General features: G+C 60.0%; 15 protein-coding genes. 6 read left to right on the forward strand and 9 right to left on the reverse strand.

What is annotated here, in order from left to right; genetic code table 11:
• Nucleotides 1-146: 146 nt before the first annotated feature.
• The 5 genes from ABR989_RS13095 to ABR989_RS13115 all read right to left on the reverse strand — a co-directional run bounded on the left by ABR989_RS13095 (nt 147) and on the right by ABR989_RS13115 (nt 4,143).
• Nucleotides 147-1,058 carry a CPBP family glutamic-type intramembrane protease gene (locus ABR989_RS13095; RefSeq protein ID WP_428129262.1) on the reverse strand — a complete coding sequence of 304 codons (912 nt, stop codon included), beginning with the start codon at nt 1,056-1,058 and terminating at the stop codon, nt 147-149.
• Nucleotides 1,004-1,828: an enoyl-CoA hydratase-related protein gene (locus ABR989_RS13100; protein WP_428129265.1), complete on the reverse strand. Its 825-nt coding sequence runs from the start codon at nt 1,826-1,828 to the stop codon at nt 1,004-1,006. Before ABR989_RS13100 ends, ABR989_RS13095 begins: the two co-directional genes overlap by 55 nt.
• A 76-nt stretch (nt 1,829-1,904) precedes the next feature.
• Entirely contained in the window at nt 1,905-2,702 is a 798-nt protein-coding gene (locus ABR989_RS13105) for a methyltransferase domain-containing protein (protein ID WP_428129266.1), read from the reverse strand.
• Nucleotides 2,703-3,431: 729 nt separating this feature from the next.
• Entirely contained in the window at nt 3,432-3,668 is a 237-nt protein-coding gene (locus ABR989_RS13110) for an Lcl C-terminal domain-containing protein (protein ID WP_428129268.1), read from the reverse strand.
• A gap of 16 nt (nt 3,669-3,684) precedes the next feature.
• Nucleotides 3,685-4,143, reverse strand: a complete 459-nt coding sequence (locus tag ABR989_RS13115; RefSeq protein WP_428129270.1) for a hypothetical protein — start codon at nt 4,141-4,143, stop codon at nt 3,685-3,687.
• A gap of 361 nt (nt 4,144-4,504) precedes the next feature.
• Here ABR989_RS13115 and ABR989_RS13120 point away from each other — a divergent pair, with 361 nt between their 5' ends.
• The 4 genes from ABR989_RS13120 (at nt 4,505) to ABR989_RS13135 (ending at nt 7,376) form a co-directional block, all read left to right on the forward strand.
• Nucleotides 4,505-4,852, forward strand: a complete 348-nt coding sequence (locus tag ABR989_RS13120; RefSeq protein ID WP_428129273.1) for a carboxymuconolactone decarboxylase family protein — start codon at nt 4,505-4,507, stop codon at nt 4,850-4,852.
• A 156-nt stretch (nt 4,853-5,008) separates the two neighbouring features.
• Complete coding sequence (locus tag ABR989_RS13125; protein ID WP_428129276.1) at nt 5,009-6,202, forward strand: acyl-CoA dehydrogenase family protein; 1,194 nt, start codon at nt 5,009-5,011, stop codon at nt 6,200-6,202.
• Nucleotides 6,199-7,005 (forward strand): SDR family NAD(P)-dependent oxidoreductase, encoded by an 807-nt coding sequence (locus tag ABR989_RS13130; protein WP_428129279.1) that lies wholly within the window; start codon nt 6,199-6,201, stop codon nt 7,003-7,005. The genes ABR989_RS13125 and ABR989_RS13130 overlap by 4 nt, the downstream gene beginning before the upstream one ends.
• Before the next feature lie 29 nt (nt 7,006-7,034).
• Entirely contained in the window at nt 7,035-7,376 is a 342-nt protein-coding gene (locus ABR989_RS13135) for a hypothetical protein (protein WP_428129281.1), read from the forward strand.
• An 84-nt stretch (nt 7,377-7,460) separates the two neighbouring features.
• On the opposite strand, the gene ABR989_RS13140 is transcribed toward ABR989_RS13135, so the two are convergent.
• The 4 genes from ABR989_RS13140 to ABR989_RS13155 form a co-directional block, all read right to left on the reverse strand.
• On the reverse strand, nt 7,461-8,243 hold the full coding sequence (locus ABR989_RS13140; RefSeq protein ID WP_428129284.1) for a nitroreductase family protein: 783 nt from the start codon (nt 8,241-8,243) through the stop codon (nt 7,461-7,463).
• A gap of 59 nt (nt 8,244-8,302) precedes the next feature.
• Nucleotides 8,303-9,874, reverse strand: a complete 1,572-nt coding sequence (locus ABR989_RS13145) for an AMP-binding protein (RefSeq protein WP_428129286.1) — start codon at nt 9,872-9,874, stop codon at nt 8,303-8,305.
• 41 nt (nt 9,875-9,915) lie between these two features.
• A complete protein-coding gene (locus ABR989_RS13150; RefSeq protein ID WP_428129289.1) occupies nt 9,916-11,187 on the reverse strand; it encodes an acyl-CoA dehydrogenase family protein in 1,272 nt (423 codons plus the stop codon).
• Nucleotides 11,188-11,488: 301 nt separating this feature from the next.
• Nucleotides 11,489-12,394, reverse strand: a complete 906-nt coding sequence (locus tag ABR989_RS13155; RefSeq protein WP_428129291.1) for a class I SAM-dependent methyltransferase — start codon at nt 12,392-12,394, stop codon at nt 11,489-11,491.
• 446 nt (nt 12,395-12,840) lie between these two features.
• On the opposite strand from ABR989_RS13155, the gene ABR989_RS13160 reads away from it, so the two are divergent.
• Together ABR989_RS13160 and ABR989_RS13165 are read left to right on the forward strand one after the other, a co-directional pair.
• On the forward strand, nt 12,841-13,995 hold the full coding sequence (locus ABR989_RS13160) for a hypothetical protein (protein ID WP_428129293.1): 1,155 nt from the start codon (nt 12,841-12,843) through the stop codon (nt 13,993-13,995).
• A 171-nt stretch (nt 13,996-14,166) separates the two neighbouring features.
• Nucleotides 14,167-16,458 carry a spermine/spermidine synthase domain-containing protein gene (locus ABR989_RS13165; RefSeq protein WP_428129295.1) on the forward strand — a complete coding sequence of 764 codons (2,292 nt, stop codon included), beginning with the start codon at nt 14,167-14,169 and terminating at the stop codon, nt 16,456-16,458.
• The last annotated feature ends 70 nt before the right edge of the window (nt 16,459-16,528 follow it).

Raw genomic sequence — 16,528 nt, forward strand, 5'->3', positions numbered from 1 at the left:
GCCTTGGGCATGGAACGACTCCTTGGAAATTGCGCGCTTGGATAATCCGGCGCCGGGGCCAAATATAACTTATTGTCCGGCGCTTTCCGAATTCCCGGACAGGGCATCTCCGCCAACGGTATTCCTTCCTTCGTGAGCGCGCGCGTTCATCCCGCGCCGGGATGAGACCGCAACACTCCGATCGCCGCCAACCCGAACAGCGCGACGTCCATCGACGCGTGCGCGATCATCGAGGCTTCCAGTCCGCGACGCAAGTATAGGCGCCCAAACACGACACCCTCCCACGTCTGCGGCATCACCAATCCGCCGATCAGAAGATTCGACGTACTATGGAACAGCGTCCCGCCCAGCGGCAACAGGTGAATTATTCCGAACAGGTAGCCTTGGGCTATCGTCACCATCCAAAGCGCGCGGCGTCCGGGATAGCCGCTCGAGTCGCGCGATATCAGCCGCGCGATCCATCCGAAGATCGCATACAGCACCAGTCGAAACTGGATCTCCTCGCTAACCGCAGCCGCGATTGCGACCAAAGCTCCTACGATCGCGAGACGGCCCGGCGCCACCGTCAACATCGGCGGTTTCGGGATACTGATGCCGGCGCCGCCGCGCACAATAAGAACCAGCGGCACGATCACAATCGCCAGCACGCCCGCGCCTGCCGCCGCGGCCAGTATCGCGTAGCCGATCGAGATCCTCGCCAGGCTGCGAATTGAGAAATGGATTTTGTCGCCCGCGATCTTTGCCGCGATCAGCGGCGCACCGGGCAACCCGAGCTCGCCGTTGATTCGAAGCGCTACCGGTACCAGCGATGCGAGCACGAAAGTGACGCCGAGGAACGGGAGCGCGCGCCCGATTTCCGATCGGTCGACCGACTTAATCGCCAGCGCGAGCGGATACTCGACCACCGCGCCGGCTATCGCCAGCGCGATCAGCAGCGCCGACTCGCGCCGCCACGCCGCGCGAGGCGCCCGCGCGCCGCCGGAGCCATCTGCGGCCGGCTCGATCACTTGATCGTCGGGATAAATTCGGGGATGTCCTTCGACGGCTTCATCTTCCACTTGGGCTTGCGCTTCTCGACAAACGCGCTGACGCCTTCGTACGCGTCCGGCTGCTTGCCGGACCACACGAACGCCCTCGTATCGACAGCCTGTGCCTTCTCCGCCTCGGGCTCCGCGAGCAGTGCGTAGATCAGCCGCTTGGTTATCGCGACCGACACCGGCGCCGTGTTATGCGCGATATCGAGCGCCATCTCGCGCACCTTGGTCATGAACTCCGCGTCGGGCCATACGTGGCTCACGATTCCGAATTCGAGCGCCTCGCGCGCGCTGATAATCCGCCCGCTCATCAGCAGTTCGTTGGCCTTGGCCAGTCCGATCATTCGCGGGACGGTCCACAGGCTGAGCGCCTCCGGAATTATTCCGCGCCGCACGAACACGAATCCGATTCGCGCGCTCTCGGCCGCGACGCGGATGTCCCATTGCATCGGCAGCGTGATTCCCATTCCAACCGCCGGCCCGTTTATCGCCGCGATGATCGGTTTGCGCACGTTCCACGGCCGAATCGCCGGCGCCGGCCGTTCGCGGCGCTCCGCACGCGCGTCGGCGTCGAACGTGTTGCCGCCGCCCGACAGATCCGCGCCCGCGCTGAACGCACGGCCCGCGCCGGTGACGACGATCACCCGGACCTCGTCGTTCTTGTCGTATTCGGCAAACGCGCCGTAAAGCTCCGCGGCCATCGTGCCCGAGAATGCGTTCAGTTTCTCCGGGCGATTGAGCGTGACAGTCGCGACGCCGTCTTTGACGTTTGTCAAAATGTGTCCGCTGGCCATGTGATTGCTCCTTGTGCGGGCGATTCTCGATTCACTCATCGGGGTTTATAGCCCGCCCCGCCGCAATCGCAAAACCCTACACCCGCTTGCGCGCGGCGAAGGTCAGGACGGAGCCGTCGAGCTGCGGTCTGAAGCCCTCGAAACCTGCCTGAGTCAGGTATCCTTCGAGCTGCGGCAGTTCGAAGAGCCGCCCGCCATGCTCCTCGATACGCTCGCGGACGCGCTGGAAGCGCAAGATACCCACGTGCGCAGGCGTAAAGGTCGTCACCGCCAGGAGCGCACCCGGTTTCATCACGCGGGCAATCTCGCGCAGGGCGGCGACCGTGTCTGGAAACAGATGGAGTGCGCCGCCGCACAGTGCGACGTTGAAGAACGCGGCGGGGAAAGGCAATGCGTCCACACTTGCGCGCGCGAATTGGACGTTGGCGAGACCCGCTTGAGTTACGTAGGCCGCGGCTTGCCGCAACATGCTCCACGAAATGTCGACTCCGTACACGGTCCTGGTCGGGGACGCGATCCGGCGTCCCAGCGTCCCCGGTCCGCAGGCAACGTCCAGCACCATCCCGCTCTCGGCCCCCACGATAGCCCCGACCTTGTCCATGAGCTGCCCGAAGGACGGGGCTTTGCTCCCGCCGATGACTTTCAGGATCACCGGATACCAGAGCTTGGTCTCATACAATCGCGAAATCAGGGGCACATTCATCACGCGCAGGACCGGGTTGATTCTGGAATCCAGGTCTCGCGCGGTGAGATCCGGGATACGATCGACGATCGGATAGGTGGTCTGACAGACGCCGCAATCGAATGCTTCGGCGCCGCCCGCGAGCGGACCTTTACAGGAAGGGCAAACGTAGATGTCAGCCGGGATTTCCATTTTGAATCCTGATTCAGACTCGCATTTATGATATAGTGTGAGTAACGGGTGAATCGCAATGAAAGCTACCAAATTAATTGCCGCGGCGATGTTTGCAGCTTTGGCGCTTACGATTGCCGGCTCCGCCGGTGCCGGCGGGGGACATGGCGGAGGCGGGGGACATGGCGGAGGCGGGGGACATGGCGGCGGCCACGCGGGCTCTGGGCACGCCGCGAGCCACGCCGCCCGTCACGCTGGCATGGGGAATCGGGCGGGCTTGAGACAGGGCCGATTCCCTGGCTCCTACCGGTACTTCCCTTATTACCCCTACTACGGGAACGGCTACTACGGGAATGGGATCGTCGAGAATTCCGATGAGGCCGACTGGGGCGAACAATGGACGTCGCTGTCCGAGGATAACGATGGCCCTTACGCGAGATCCACCCGGGAAAACCCGCAAGGGGAGGCGCGCATGTGGGAGTTTCCGGAAAAGTAAGGGAGCACGAGCACCGAAGCCTTGGAAGATAGCGGCGGCGCGATCTGAGCGCCCCTTTGAGTGAGTTTCTCGACCAGCTGCTGCTACTGCCGTATCACGCCGCGAGCTGCTCGAAGTAGAGACAGCAATCGTATGCCGCTTTGTAAATTGGCAGATGTTCCGTCTGCGCCATTTCAAAAAAATCGGCGAGTTTGGGGGCTATGCCCCCAAACCCCTAAATCAAATAATCAATAAACCAATGACCAAATGATCGATCACAAGCCGCTACGCACTGCACGCACGTAGTCGCCGTTGAGCTTAAGGAGGTAGCTCACGCTGCCAGTGCTGAAGGACACGTACCACGCGCTGGGCGAATAGTCGGCGTAGGTAGTGGCCGACCAGTAGTAGTTGGCCTGCGTGGGGTCAAATGTGGGGTCGATGCACGGGGCTCCGTGACCACAGCCGGGCGCGCTGAGATCGACAATCCCCTCCAGTTCCACGATCGACGGCAAGCGCCAATCACAGTGATTAGCAAAGCAGCCCACGATGGGGGTGCTGGGCCCACCGTCGGTCGACGCGCCGTTGTTCAGCATCGCCAGAAACGACGGTGAATGCATTCCCGTCCGGGGCTATGCCGGTGCTCGACCACTGGTACTCGGTGTTCACGTCGTGCACGCCTGCTGTTTGTGTCTTCATCTCCCACATCAGGCCGGTGTTCAGATCACTCACCGTGCCGTCGCCGTTGTTGAGGTAGCGGCACGAGCCTGCCTCCGCCAGCTCCGCGGTGAAGACTTCCTGGTACACCGCCGACTCGTCGGGCCCGCCTGCCAGCATAAGAGCGCTGTTCAGCGCCAGGTAATATTCCAGTTCTCCTTGCTCGGTCAGCTTGGCCGCCTCACACCCGATCGACGGGATTCCCGACGCCTGCGCAGTACCCGCGCACAGCAGCATCGCGCACGCGATCACCGTCAGATTTGTTCTTTTCATAGTGCTCCCTTGCTTTTACCTGCGAACGTTATCCTTACGCATCCCTTACGTAGCACCCGTTGGCACGGGAGGCCAGTATTAACCCGTGGGCACGGGAGGAGAGGAAATGGAGAGACGGACCGGTTACGCAGAGCTCCCCTAGCAGGGAGAGGAAAATAAAACGTAAAGCTCGACAAAAGATTCAGAGAAAAAGATCCGGGGTCCCTCCGCTTCGGTCGGGATGACGGAATCGGAGCGGCGGTCAGGCCTCTCCTGGCCGCGGGCGCGAGCCGAACCTTGAGAACTATTTTATTTCCTGCTCATATGCGCGTTGAGGGTCTCGCATCGGCGATGCCACACGGCACGTGGGAGGTATTTCGAGATGAAAGAGTTACCGGGGCGATATCGGGATTTCAGGCGACAATTTCCGGCAATCAGCGGAGCCTACGACGAGCTCGGACGCATGATCGCCGAGACCGGCCCGCTGGACGAAAAGCATAGCCAGCTTATCAAGCTCGGGATGGCGGTCGCCTCCGGACAGGAGGGCGCGGTCCATTCCCATGCCCGGCGCGCGCTGGAGGCAGGAGCCAAGCCCGCAGAGATCCGGCAGGTCGCGCTGCTCGGCATGACCACGGTCGGGTTTCCGCGGATGATGGCGGGTATGTCGTGGATTGAGGACGTGCTCAAGGTGAGAGGCAGAACCCTGAAGCGCGCAGGCAAGGGCGCGTAGTTGCAGGCTGGATCAATCGGCCCGTTGGCACGGGGGGGCAGGGGTGACCCCTGCACCCAATGTTAAGGCCGCGCTCCGTTGTCGCGCGGGTGCAGGGGTGACCCCTGCACCCGGTATTAAGACCCGTTGGCACGGGAGGTCTAACAGGGAGAGGAAATGAAGCCCCGGGCGGGCGAGGCGATTATGGACTTTGAATTGAGCGAAGAGCAGCGGATGTTCCGGGACAGCTTGCGGAAATTCCTCGACGCGGAGGTCCGCCCGCTCGACGATCGGTGGGGCGACCTGGAGATGACCGCGGAGCGCGCCAAGCCGCTGCTCAAGATGCTGATCCCGTGGGGCTACGTGGACAGCGAAGGAATCATGGCCGGCGGCTCCGAACCGATCATCAGATGCGTCCAGAGCGAGGAACTGTCGGCCACTTTCCCGGGCCTGGCCGGGATGTCGGGGATTACAGCCGGCGCGGCCTCGCTGATCGCCGCCAGTGCGCATCCTGAGCTGGCGCGGCGCCTGGTTGGGCCGCTCTCACAAGGCGACCTGATCGGATGTATCGCGACCACTGAGCCCGAAGCGGGTTCCGATCCGTCGGGGATCCGAAGCCGCGCCGAGCGCATCGGCGACCATTGGGTAATCAACGGCGCGAAGACCTGGATCAGCAACGGGAGCGTCGCCGACATCGCGGTGGTGCTGGCGCAGACCGATCCCGCCAAAGGGCCGGCGGGATTCCGCCATTTCGTGATCGACCGGCGGGAGTCTCCGTTCGACAGCCGCGAGATCCAGACGATCGGGCTGCGCTCCTTTCCCACCTCGGAAATGTTCTTCAACGATGTCGAAGTGCCGGAAACGAACGTGCTCGGCGGATGGAAGAGCGAAACCGTGTCGCCGGAACGCGCGTTCCAGCGCACGCTTGCGCTGTTTTCGCATGCACGCGCGGGCACCGGGATGATGGCGGTCGGGATCGCGCGGCGCGCCTACGAGATCGCGCTTAAATACGTGCAGATACGAAAACAGTTCGGCAAGGAAATCATCCGCCATCAGCTGGTCGCCGCGATGGTTGCCGAGATGGCGACCGAGATCGACGCGGCGCGCCTGCTATGCCATCGCGCCTATCTCGCGCTCGGACGCGGACGCGCGGATGTGGAAGCCTCGATGGCGAAATGGTATGCGACGGAAGCGGCGGTCAAAGTCGCATCGACCGCGATCCAGTGCATGGGCGCGAACGGACTCGCCACCGAAAACCGCGTCGAGCGATGCATGCGCGACGCACGGATGCTGACGATGCCGGACGGAACAACTCAGATTCAAAAGCTGATCATCGGCCGCGCGTTGACCGGGAGATCGGCGATTCGATGAAGGAGCATACCATGGCGGGCGGAATACTCGATCTGAAGGGGCGTATCGGTTTCGTGACGGGCGCGGGACAGGGCGTCGGAAGGCAAATCGCGCTGCACCTGGCCTCCAACGGCGCGGGCGGCGTGGTGGTGAATGACTACTACGAGGAACGCGCGAAGGCGGTCGCAGCGGAAGTGGAAAAGCTCGGATGCAAGGGGCTCGCCGCCAGTTGCGACGTGACCGATTTCGCGGGCGTGATGGGCGCGTTCGAGCAGGCGGTGCGGGCGTTGGGACGGGTCGATATCCTGGTCAACAACGCCGGGAATTACGGGCCCGATCCGCGCAACATTTCCGGCAAGCCGTTCTGGGAGCAGTCGCCCAACGAATGGCAGGCGGCGCTGCAGACCAATTTCTTCGGCGTGCTCAACTGCACCCGCGCGGCGCTGCCGGGGATGATCGAGCGCGGTTATGGACGGATCGTCACCGTGATTTCCGACGCGGGCCGGGTCGGCGAGCCGAATCTCGAAATATATTCCGGCGCCAAGGCCGGGGCGGCAGGATTCATCCGCGCGATCGCCAAGGACGTGGGCCGCTATTCAGTGACCGCGAACTGCGTGGCTCTTGGCACTACGCGCACCCCCACGACCGCGCGTATGCTGGAGGTGGAAGAGTACACGAAAAAGGTGCTGCGCCATTACCCGATTCGGCGCCTGGGCGAGCCGGAAGACGCGGCCAACATGGTCCTGTTCCTCGCCTCCGATGCGTCGAGCTGGATGACGGGGCAGACGATTCCCGTAAACGGAGGCTACTCATTCGCGATCTAGATAAATGGCTGACGCGCGCGATAATCGCGGTGGCAGCGGGGTTGATGCTGTGCCTGGCATTCGCGGCCACGCGCGCATTTCGGGATCGCACGGCCGATCGCGCTGCTCAGAGCGGCGGATTGTCGGGGCCGGAGCGCGCCGTGTGCGAGCGGATACGCATACATCCGCAGTGTCCGCGGGCGCATCTGGCGTACGCGCAACTTCTCGCGCAGCTAGGCCGCGACGGCGAGGCCAAGCGCGAACTGGGCGAGGCGGAAAGGCTCGAGCCGGGACTCCCGTTCGCTCCGCGCGCCACAGTGGACGAACTCGCGCGCAAGCTCGGGATGATCGAACAGCTCCCCAAGCGCAGGCAGACCGAGTTTCATTTCTGAAACCGGGCGCTTGATTCCGACGCGAGCGGCACAAGCCGAATCGTCAGGATGCGCTTAGGCATCGCAAGCGTTTGGAACCCGCGATCACTCGGGCAGATTCAGCTGCTTTGCGAGGCGACGGAGTTCCTCCTTGCGGCCCGGAAGCGGCGCCGGCGCTTGCAGCATCTTGGATTTCTTCAGTTCCTCGACGACTTTAGGATCGCGCGGGAACGGATTTCCGTACTTGCCGAGGAAGTACTGCTCCTCGAACGGAGGCCGCGGCCGCTGGCCGCCGGCTTCGCGAGACTCCAGCGAGTAGCCGATGTTGAGCTGGTAGAGCGGGAACCAATCGGCGGGCGGCTTGGTGATCGCGCCGATGAGGGGCGCGGTGAACGAGGTAAGACACGCGCCGAGTCCTTGTTCGAACGCCATCAGCAGGCCCTGGCATGCCGCGACGCCGCAATCGAAAGCGGCCATGGCCGGATAGTACGGCGATTCGGTCATCGGCTTCAGGATCATCGGATATACGATCTCATCGACGAACTTGATACTCCAGCCGTGGGTCGAACCGACGATATTTGCCTCGACCAACTGCTTGAGACGGGCGCCCTTGACCCGATTCACGACGCCGAGGTCAGCATAGAAGTAGATATGGACGGGGGCGAGTTCAATGACGATGGCCTGCACCGGGTTCTTGAGCTTCTCGAGTTCGGCCTTGGGTATGTCGTCGCGCTTGACGACGATTGCGCGAAGCCAATGCGCATTGACGGCGCATGAAGCGATCAGGCAAGCCTCGAGAATTTTCTGAATCTTGTCCTGTTCGACGGGTCGCTTGGGATCGAAGAAGCGAATCGAACGTCGCGTGCCAATTAATTCCTGAAATTCCATTGTCCCTCCTCGGGTCGCGGAAGTTGTACCGCCATTGCGCCGCCTCGACGGCGGCTGGTTCATGCCGGCGTGCGTGTTCGTTCGACCTTGATGCCCGCCTGCTCGCGATCCCAGGCGCCAGCGACGCCCTTCGCCTTCAGGGCAGCATACTGGATGCGATGAGTGCCGGTCTTAGGAAGCTCGTCGATAAACTCGATGAAGCGCGGCACCGCGTAGTAGGCCATCCGGTCGCGGCAAAACTCGATGAGATCTTCGGGGCGAAGTTTCGCGTCGGGCGCCAGCACGACCGCGATCTTGACTTCATCCTCGCCGAGTTCCGACGGCACCGCGTAGGCCGCCGACTCCAACACTGCGGGATGCTGATTGACGACGGTCTCGATCTCCCAGGCGGAAATGTTCTCGCCACGGCGCCGGATCGACGCCTTCTTGCGTCCGCAGAAATAATAGAAACCGTCCTCGTCGGTCCTGGCGAGATCGCCCGAATGAAACCATCCGTTGCGGTATGCCTCCGCGGTCGCATCGGGAAGCTTGTGATAATGACTGAGCCGGCCCTTGGGATGACGGAAGACGAGTTCGCCGATCTTGCCCGCCGGGAGCGGATTGTCGTTGTCGTCGACCACGCGGAACTCTACCTCGCCGACCGGCTTACCCATCGACCCGACGCGGTCAACGTCGTTCATAAGGAACCCGGGCGAATCGACCATTCCGTAAACTTCGATAATTTTGACGCCGAAACGATCCTCGAATTCCTTCCACACCGATGGCGGACATGCTGCCGAGAGCACCACACGCACTTCGTGCTTGCGATCGTCGGGACGGGGCGGCTGCTTGAGCAGAATCGGAATCATGCCGCCCAGGGTGTTGAACTCGACGGCGTGGTACTTGCGGCATTCGTCCCAGAATCGCGACGCGCTGAAGCGCTCGGCGATCGCGAATTTGGCATCGAGAAGCATCGAGCCGAATCCCGAGATCATCAGCGCGTTGCCGTGAAACAGCGGGAGCACGGTGTAGATGGTCTCGCCGGGACGCAGCTTGATGGCGCCCAGCACCGCAGCGAGCGCAGTACTATCCCCGCCGCTGGCGATGACGCCTTTGGGAGGCCCGGTGGTGCCCGAGGTGTACATCATGTTTGCGCCACCGGCGCTTGAGCCGACATCGACGATGGGTTCCCGATCGGGATGCGCCATCAGGGCATCCAGAGTCGTATCGACGCCCTTGCCCGGCTTGCCGTCGGCCACCACAGTAGCTTTCAGGCTCGGGAGCGAGTCCTTTACCGCCATCACCGAATCGCGCAGCAGCTCTTCGAAGATCACCGCCGCGGAGTCGGAGTCCGCGAGCACGTGATGCAATGTCACGCCGCGTTGCGAGGTGTTGACGGGAACGCTCACCGCGCCGATGAAACCGATCGCGAAGTGTATCCACAAAAATTCGGGGCGATTCCCCATCATGATCGCGACGCGGTCGCCAGGCGCGATGCCGAGAGCGAGCAAGCCGTTGGCGGCGCGATGAATGTTACTCAACACTTGCTCCCACGAAAATTCCTGGTCTTTGAACTTGAGCCAGGTTTCGCGTGGATGCTGCTTCACGCGCAGTCTTATCAGCTGCTCAATCGCTCCCTGTGCACGCGCCATCGGCGACCTCCATCGCGATCAGCTGAATGCGACCGTAGCTGCTATGCGTGCCCGTGGCCATCGGCCTCGGCGAGGATGTGTCGCGCGCCGGCCAGGCTCAGGACCTCGTTGGTGCCGTCCTCGATGAGCGAGGCGCGCGCATCGCGGAACAACTTCTCGACCGGATATTCCTTGCTCAGCCCGTTGCCGCCGAAAATCTGCAAGGCGTCGCTGGCCACCTCGAATGAGGCCTGCGTGCAGAAGGTCTTCGCGGCGATGGCATGTTGGAGCGAAGGCATTCCCGACGAGCTGTTGTAAACGGTAACCGCACGCGAGAGGGCGCGGCAAGCCTCGACCTTGGTGAACATTTCAAACAGGCGCTTCTGCACCAGCTGATGCTCACAGATGGGGCGGCCGCCCTGGATGCGTTCCTTCGAATAGTCCAGTGCGGCCTCATATGCGGCGCGGGCGAGGCCGGTAAATGCGGTGGACATGCCGCCGTTGGCCATGGTCAACGTCGCCATCGTGTGCTGCTCATAGGAATCGGAGTTCACCACCATGTAATGGCGCGGGATGCGCACATTCTCGAAAAAGATCTCGCCCTGGTTGAGCGCGCGCTGCCCCATTTTGTTGAGCGGCTTGCCCTTCGACACTCCCGGCAGGTTCAGTGGAACCACTGCGATGCCGCCGCCGGACATTCCTGCTGCTGCATGAGGCGATTCGGAATCGATCCTCAGATAGAGCGCCGCGTGAGTCGCGATGGTGCCGTTGGAAACCCATGCCGCCTTCTGGCCCTTGATGACGTAGGAGTCGCCGTCGGCGCGCGCGACGACTTCGCCCTTCACCTTCGGATCGTGAAACTCGGGCGTGCCTACCATTAGATGATCGGAGCCATGGTTGGGCTCGGTGATAGCCCAGCATCCTATGATCGCGGCTTCGCGGTCCTCTACGTAGGGCTTGACGAAGGTTTCGTACAGATCGGGATTGCCGCTGGTGGCGGCAATCATGGCCGGGAAACCCGCGACTCCGATAGCTATCGACAGGTCAACCGATCCCCACGCCAGTTCCTCATGCAGGATGTGACTGCCGAGCGGATCGAGTCCCAGCCCACCAATCGCGACCGGGAGTCCCGCCACATGATAGCCAAGGCCGTAGGCCTTCTTCAGAACCTGTCTTAGCGGGGAATCCGGCGCGATGACATCCTTGGGATCGGCCATGCGATCGAGTTCGATCGCGGCCGGACGCATCACCTCTTTGGCGAAGCGATGAGCGTTCGCGCGGATCGACTCGTACTCTTTCGGGACCCCGAGACAGAGTTCACGGTAAGTATCCATCGGCCTATTTTCTCCTCGCTCTGCGGCTCGAGAGAGTCGCCATCGCATAGTTAATCGGCGTTTTGACTTCGATAACTGAGCATCTAACGTGCCACGCGTGCGCGCGCCAGACTTTGCGCAAACGCGTTAGATGCATCATCGGGCAATGCAATCGGCGAGTCCAGACGGGATGGAGCGAAAAGACACACGATGGGCGCTTTCGATACAAACGTGTGCAATGGTGTGTGCGATTTCCTAATGTCCTCGACGCGGCACCGTCAGTCTCAGCGGGCGGGAACTTGCGCCGCTCGCCGACCGAGCCTTACAACAGAGCGGAATAAAACTCCGCGGTGCGACGCACCCGTTCCGCTTCGTCCATGAAATGAGGATTTTTGAGCAGCCGCGGTGGCTTGCGCGACTCATTATGGCGCGGCGTCACCACGGAAAAGCAGTCAGGCAGTGATGGACCAAGGTTCCAGTTGACGAGTTCCTGCGACCTGCAATCGAGACCGGCAGCGTCGCATAATTCTATGAGAATTCTGGCGCTCATCGATTCGGCGCGAAGGCCTAAGTTGTTCACCAGAAGACCCCAATCGATCAGCTTCAATTGCAGCCGCCGGCGCCACCACAAGCTCCGCGACAGGGGCGCCGGCTTGCCAGGATTGGCCCCCATCGGTTCGAGCCCGCCAACCGCCTTGGGCAGCCAAGGCGATTTGCGGCCGCCAATCATCTTGGGCAGCCAAATGGATTTCCGGTACGACTCGAGATTCGAGTGGTGGAGGAAGGCGAACCCGCCGGGCTTTAGCTTCTTGCCAAGTTGCTGCAGATAGGCCGCGATTACGTCGGCTTCGACATGCACCAACGAATCAAAGCTAAAAGCGAAGTCAACGCTCCTATCCTCCACCATCGCCAGCGACTTTCCGTCATTCACATAGCAGCGCACATGCCGGTCCGATGCGAAGCGTTCCTTGCACCTCTCAATGCAGGCCGGCGAGGCGTCAACGGCGATAAGCTGGTCGCAAAATCCCTTCAGAAACTGGGTCCAGCGGCCGAAGCCGGGGGCTATCTCAAGAATCGTAGGCGCGGGCAGAAACTTCCGAATGCGGGGGAAGATCGAAACCCACCACTCCAAGTCAGTTCCGCCCCACTTTACCGACCATATGTCGCCGTCATCCTTCCACCCGTCCGATTTGCCCCACAAAAATAAGTTCTGCTCAACAGTTGGCATGATTGTTTACCGAAGCGATTTGGCGCCCTGAGTGTTTACCATTTCTGCACTCAACAGCACAACTCCTAGATCGCATCCATCTGGCAATGACAAAGGTAACTTACAAGGCCAAATCCTCGAGTCAGTGGCTCGATTTTGTGAATGTACTTGAGACTCGGGACAGTGGGATAAGGTCAACTTGACGAAGGAGACCAACAGGTGTAGAAACCAGCCGGAGCAGGGAGACCATTAGGGAGCGTTGGGGCAAATGTTAGTCTAATACGGTCCTATCGAAGATGAATGCAGCACGTTATCGTCTTGCCTTAGGTGGAGTCTTTATTTTGGCTCTGCTGCTAAGGTTAGTCCCTCTGCGAAACCCAGGGATCGATTGGGCAATAGTTCAGGCGGATTCGTGGCACTATGCGGCCCCGGCGGAGGGTCTGAAAGCGGGATGCGGCTACGCTGCGGTGGAAAACGGCAAATGTCAGGCGCCCGAAACGCGAATGCCTCCTGGATACTCCGTCTTTCTCACCTTGATGCCTACTCTAAGGACCGCGGTTGCTTTCCAGGCGTTGATGGGTGCAACAGTATGCGTAATTACAGCTGTCATACTTGCGCGGTTCTTTGATTACTGGAGTGCGCTGTTGGCTGCAGTCTTGATGGCATTTGACCTGGCCTCTGTTGCGACCGGGGCATCGATTATAGCGGAGCAGCTATTTCAGCTGGTTCTGGCAGCCGTCATTCTGCTAGTAGCGAGAATGATCCTAGTCGCAGGCAAGTCTCGAATCATACCTCTTGCGATCGCCACAAGCGTCCTTTTGGCGCTTGCAATCATGATTCGGCCGACTGGCATATTTGTTCCTTTCGCGGTCGGCGCGACAATCCTCGTACTGCCGATTTCGTGGCGGACCAGATTGAGTTTAATTCTAATTGTCTCATTCTTGCCCGCCGCGGCGGTTATCGGCTGGACCGCTCGCAACGTCTCGTGTTGCCACGTTCGTACGATCGCGACCAGCGGAGCTAATGATCTCTATAGATTCAAGGCCGCTGCCGTCGTTGCATTTGCCGAGCATGAGAGCTTTATTGTCGCACAGCATCAATTGGAGCACGCGTTGCCACCTCATGTCAGTCCCGACAACGATCCCGCTGAAGTCGAGCGTCGCGCTATTCAGATTTTTCGCGAGCGGCCGATTGCGCTTGCGGCCGTGACGGCCGAGGGCGTGGGGGTCCTGCTTTTCGCTCCTGCCGGATCAAGCTTAAGCCGAATGCTCGGGCTGCAATGGCGCGCGCCCAATCCTGGTTTCCCGAAAGATGATATCCAGCCAGTCTTGAGCTCTCTCTCTTCGGACCCGAGCATGTTGGCCGTTGTCGTGTTTCAAATAGCACAATGTATACTCGTAGCTGGGGGTATTATTTTTGCGCTCATCAACGTGCGCGCGATGAGCACAGCGAAGAGGGAATTGGTACTGCTATGCGCCCTGATGGCTATGGTATTACTCGCGCCAAACGCCGGTGGCTCCGCAAAATCTCGCATGCGCACTCACGCAGAGCCGGCGATGGTTGTCCTGGCGGCAATTGGATTGCGTCGTGCTTTTGGAGGCTCTCATTTCGAATACAATTAGGGTCCCGTGTTCGTTGGATTGCACTTTGCGCCTCCGTTGGAATAGGGGTTACCTTTCACAAAGACCGACGTGGAGCGCATGAAGTGACGCCCAATCTCATCGAAGCATTTGGAAACAGCTTAATCGTTTCGCTGCGAAAGGCAGGCTAGAGGATACCCTCGAGGGGTGCGTATGGAAGAATTTGCAGTCACATTGCCAGTTGTTTTGACCGGCTCAATCACGGTCCTGATCGCCATTTTGGTAAACTACCACGCTCTTCGCATTTATCGCCCATCAGCGGACGATAGCAGTCCGCGAGGACGATGGCAGTGTTCTCCCGAAATGCTCGGCGGGTTTTCTTACTGGCAGCTCGCCTTGGTAAGCGTGGCCGGCTTGTTTCTCGAACTTCTGATGATTAGATGGATCTCGTCTGAGATCAGGCTCTTTGCGTTCTTCAAAAACTTTGTTTTGGTTGCCTGCTTTCTTGGCTTCGGCCTTGGGTGCTATCTCTCGCGCCGTCCAATTCATCTTTCGGTGATGCTTCTTTCATTGGTCACCCTGGCCTGCGTGTGCAGCCTCCCATTGCCAAGCCTGCACCACCTCGTAAATGGACTACCAATTCTGGTGGGCGCCGTCTCAGAGGTCAACATTGCTGGTGTGCCATCGCTACCTCTGAATGCACACACTCTGTTGCTCCTCCTAGGTGCACTGTTTTTTGTGATACCCATCTTCGGCTTGATCGCTTTTGTCTTTGTTCCGATTGGGCAACTTGTCGGCTGGTTACTTGAACATGCCACGCACGGTATTACGGCTTACACCGTGAATATCCTCGGCAGCCTTTTCGGAATCGCTCTGTATACGCTGCTTTGCTTCCTCTGGCAACCGCCGGCGGTCTGGTTTCTGGTCGCTGCCCTCATGATAGCTTGCCTGTTTTGGACTCTGCCTCTATGGCGTTGGCTTTCGGTTCTAGCATTCCTCGTATGTATTGGACTTGTGAGTGTGGGCGATCCAAGCGGCGGCGCAACCTATTGGACACCCTACCAGAAGCTGATTGTTCGCCCGATAAGTGATCGCGGGGAGGTCGTCGCCTACGAATTTATCGTCAACGGTGGTTGGCTCCAGCGCATTGTAAACCTCTCTCCTGATTTCGCAGCTTCGCATCCTAGGTTGTTTGGAAACACGCCGTTGAACGAAAATCCCTACAATCTGCCCTATCGCTTTTATCCTAGCCCCGCGTCAGTGCTGGTGCTTGGTTCCGGAGCAGGGAACGATGTAGCGGCCGCATTGCGGAATGGGGCAGCTCGGGTGACGGCGGTGGAAATCGACCCATTGATTTTGAAACTTGGCCGCGACCTTCACTTTGAGCATCCTTACAGCTCACAACGGGTGCACGCCGTCGTCGACGACGCGCGCAGCTACATCGAGAACACTACCGAGCGTTTCGATTTGATAGTCTATTCATTGCTGGACTCTCATACGACGAGTTCGTATTACTCAAGCATTCGAATCGACAACTATGTCTACACGGTCGAGGCGCTGCGGGCAGCCAAGAAGCTGCTGCAGCCAGACGGCCTGCTTATCATCAAATTTGGCGTTAAGACTCCGTGGATCGCGGCCAGGCTATCCGGACTAATTCGAGATGTCTTCGGAGACAGTTTTATCCATTTCGGGGCAGCTGGATCTTCGTACTTGGTTGCCGGCGGCACCTTCTTCATCGCTGGATCGCACCAGCGCCTCGACCGAGCCTTGTCTGACCCGCAACTCGCGGCGTACCTGTCCCAGCACGCCTTTTCTCTGGGCACAGTGCCCACACTAACAACTGACGACTGGCCATACTTTTACCAGCATGAACCGGGACTGCCGGCGTCCGTGATCGTCATTTCCTTTGCGCTCATCCTGATCGCTTGGCGTTTTCTGCGGCGGACAGGCGGCGGCCTTCGCTCCATGCGCTGGCACTTCTTCTTTCTGGGAGCGGGATTCCTTCTGCTGGAAGCACAGATCATCAGCAGGATAGCGTTGTTGTTTGGGACAACCTGGGTCGTCAACTCGATCGTAATCGCGGGTCTAATGGTGCTGATTGTCGCCTCCAACGTTCTTGTCGCTTGGAGAAAACACATACCTATTGTTGTGGGCTACGTCGGCATAATCATATCAATTTCAGCAGCGTATTTTATCCCACTCGAGGAGTTTTTCTTCAGTTCCATATGGATCAAAGCACTATCGGCTACGGCGGTGTTGTGCTTGCCGGTGTTTTTCGCCGGCATCGTGTTCATTAGAAGCTTCGCGCAGGAGCGGTTCAGCAGCGAGGCGCTCGGCTCGAACTTACTGGGGGCCCTCGTTGGAGGTTTGCTGGAGTCGCTTTCGATGTGGACCGGAATCCGATCCCTGCTGATTCTTGCAGTACTTCTCTACCTGGCTTCCTGGATCGCCTTGATGGAACACACGGCAGTTGTTGTGACTTCTGAAAGCACCGAACCGGGATGACCTTATCGCAATGGGGATAAGGACAGAGCAATTAGCCGGGACGGCAGTCAAGCATCACGACGAAGAGCGA

The organism is Binatus soli (SeqCode) (assembly GCF_050015535.1).
GTDB lineage: Bacteria > Desulfobacterota > Binatia > Binatales > Binataceae > Binatus > Binatus soli.

Bases quoted from the DNA above. Each gene is read 5' to 3' on its own strand.
- ABR989_RS13100 (WP_428129265.1), bottom strand. From the start codon at position 1,828: ATGGCCAGCGGACACATTTTGACAAACGTCAAAGACGGCGTCGCGACT.
- ABR989_RS13105 (WP_428129266.1), bottom strand. From the start codon at position 2,702: ATGGAAATCCCGGCTGACATCTACGTTTGCCCTTCCTGTAAAGGTCCG.
- ABR989_RS13115 (WP_428129270.1), bottom strand. From the start codon at position 4,143: ATGAAAAGAACAAATCTGACGGTGATCGCGTGCGCGATGCTGCTGTGC.
- ABR989_RS13120 (WP_428129273.1), top strand. From the start codon at position 4,505: ATGAAAGAGTTACCGGGGCGATATCGGGATTTCAGGCGACAATTTCCG.
- ABR989_RS13125 (WP_428129276.1), top strand. From the start codon at position 5,009: ATGAAGCCCCGGGCGGGCGAGGCGATTATGGACTTTGAATTGAGCGAA.
- ABR989_RS13130 (WP_428129279.1), top strand. From the start codon at position 6,199: ATGAAGGAGCATACCATGGCGGGCGGAATACTCGATCTGAAGGGGCGT.
- ABR989_RS13140 (WP_428129284.1), bottom strand. From the start codon at position 8,243: ATGGAATTTCAGGAATTAATTGGCACGCGACGTTCGATTCGCTTCTTC.
- ABR989_RS13145 (WP_428129286.1), bottom strand. From the start codon at position 9,874: ATGGCGCGTGCACAGGGAGCGATTGAGCAGCTGATAAGACTGCGCGTG.
- ABR989_RS13150 (WP_428129289.1), bottom strand. From the start codon at position 11,187: ATGGATACTTACCGTGAACTCTGTCTCGGGGTCCCGAAAGAGTACGAG.
- ABR989_RS13155 (WP_428129291.1), bottom strand. From the start codon at position 12,394: ATGCCAACTGTTGAGCAGAACTTATTTTTGTGGGGCAAATCGGACGGG.
- ABR989_RS13165 (WP_428129295.1), top strand. From the start codon at position 14,167: ATGGAAGAATTTGCAGTCACATTGCCAGTTGTTTTGACCGGCTCAATC.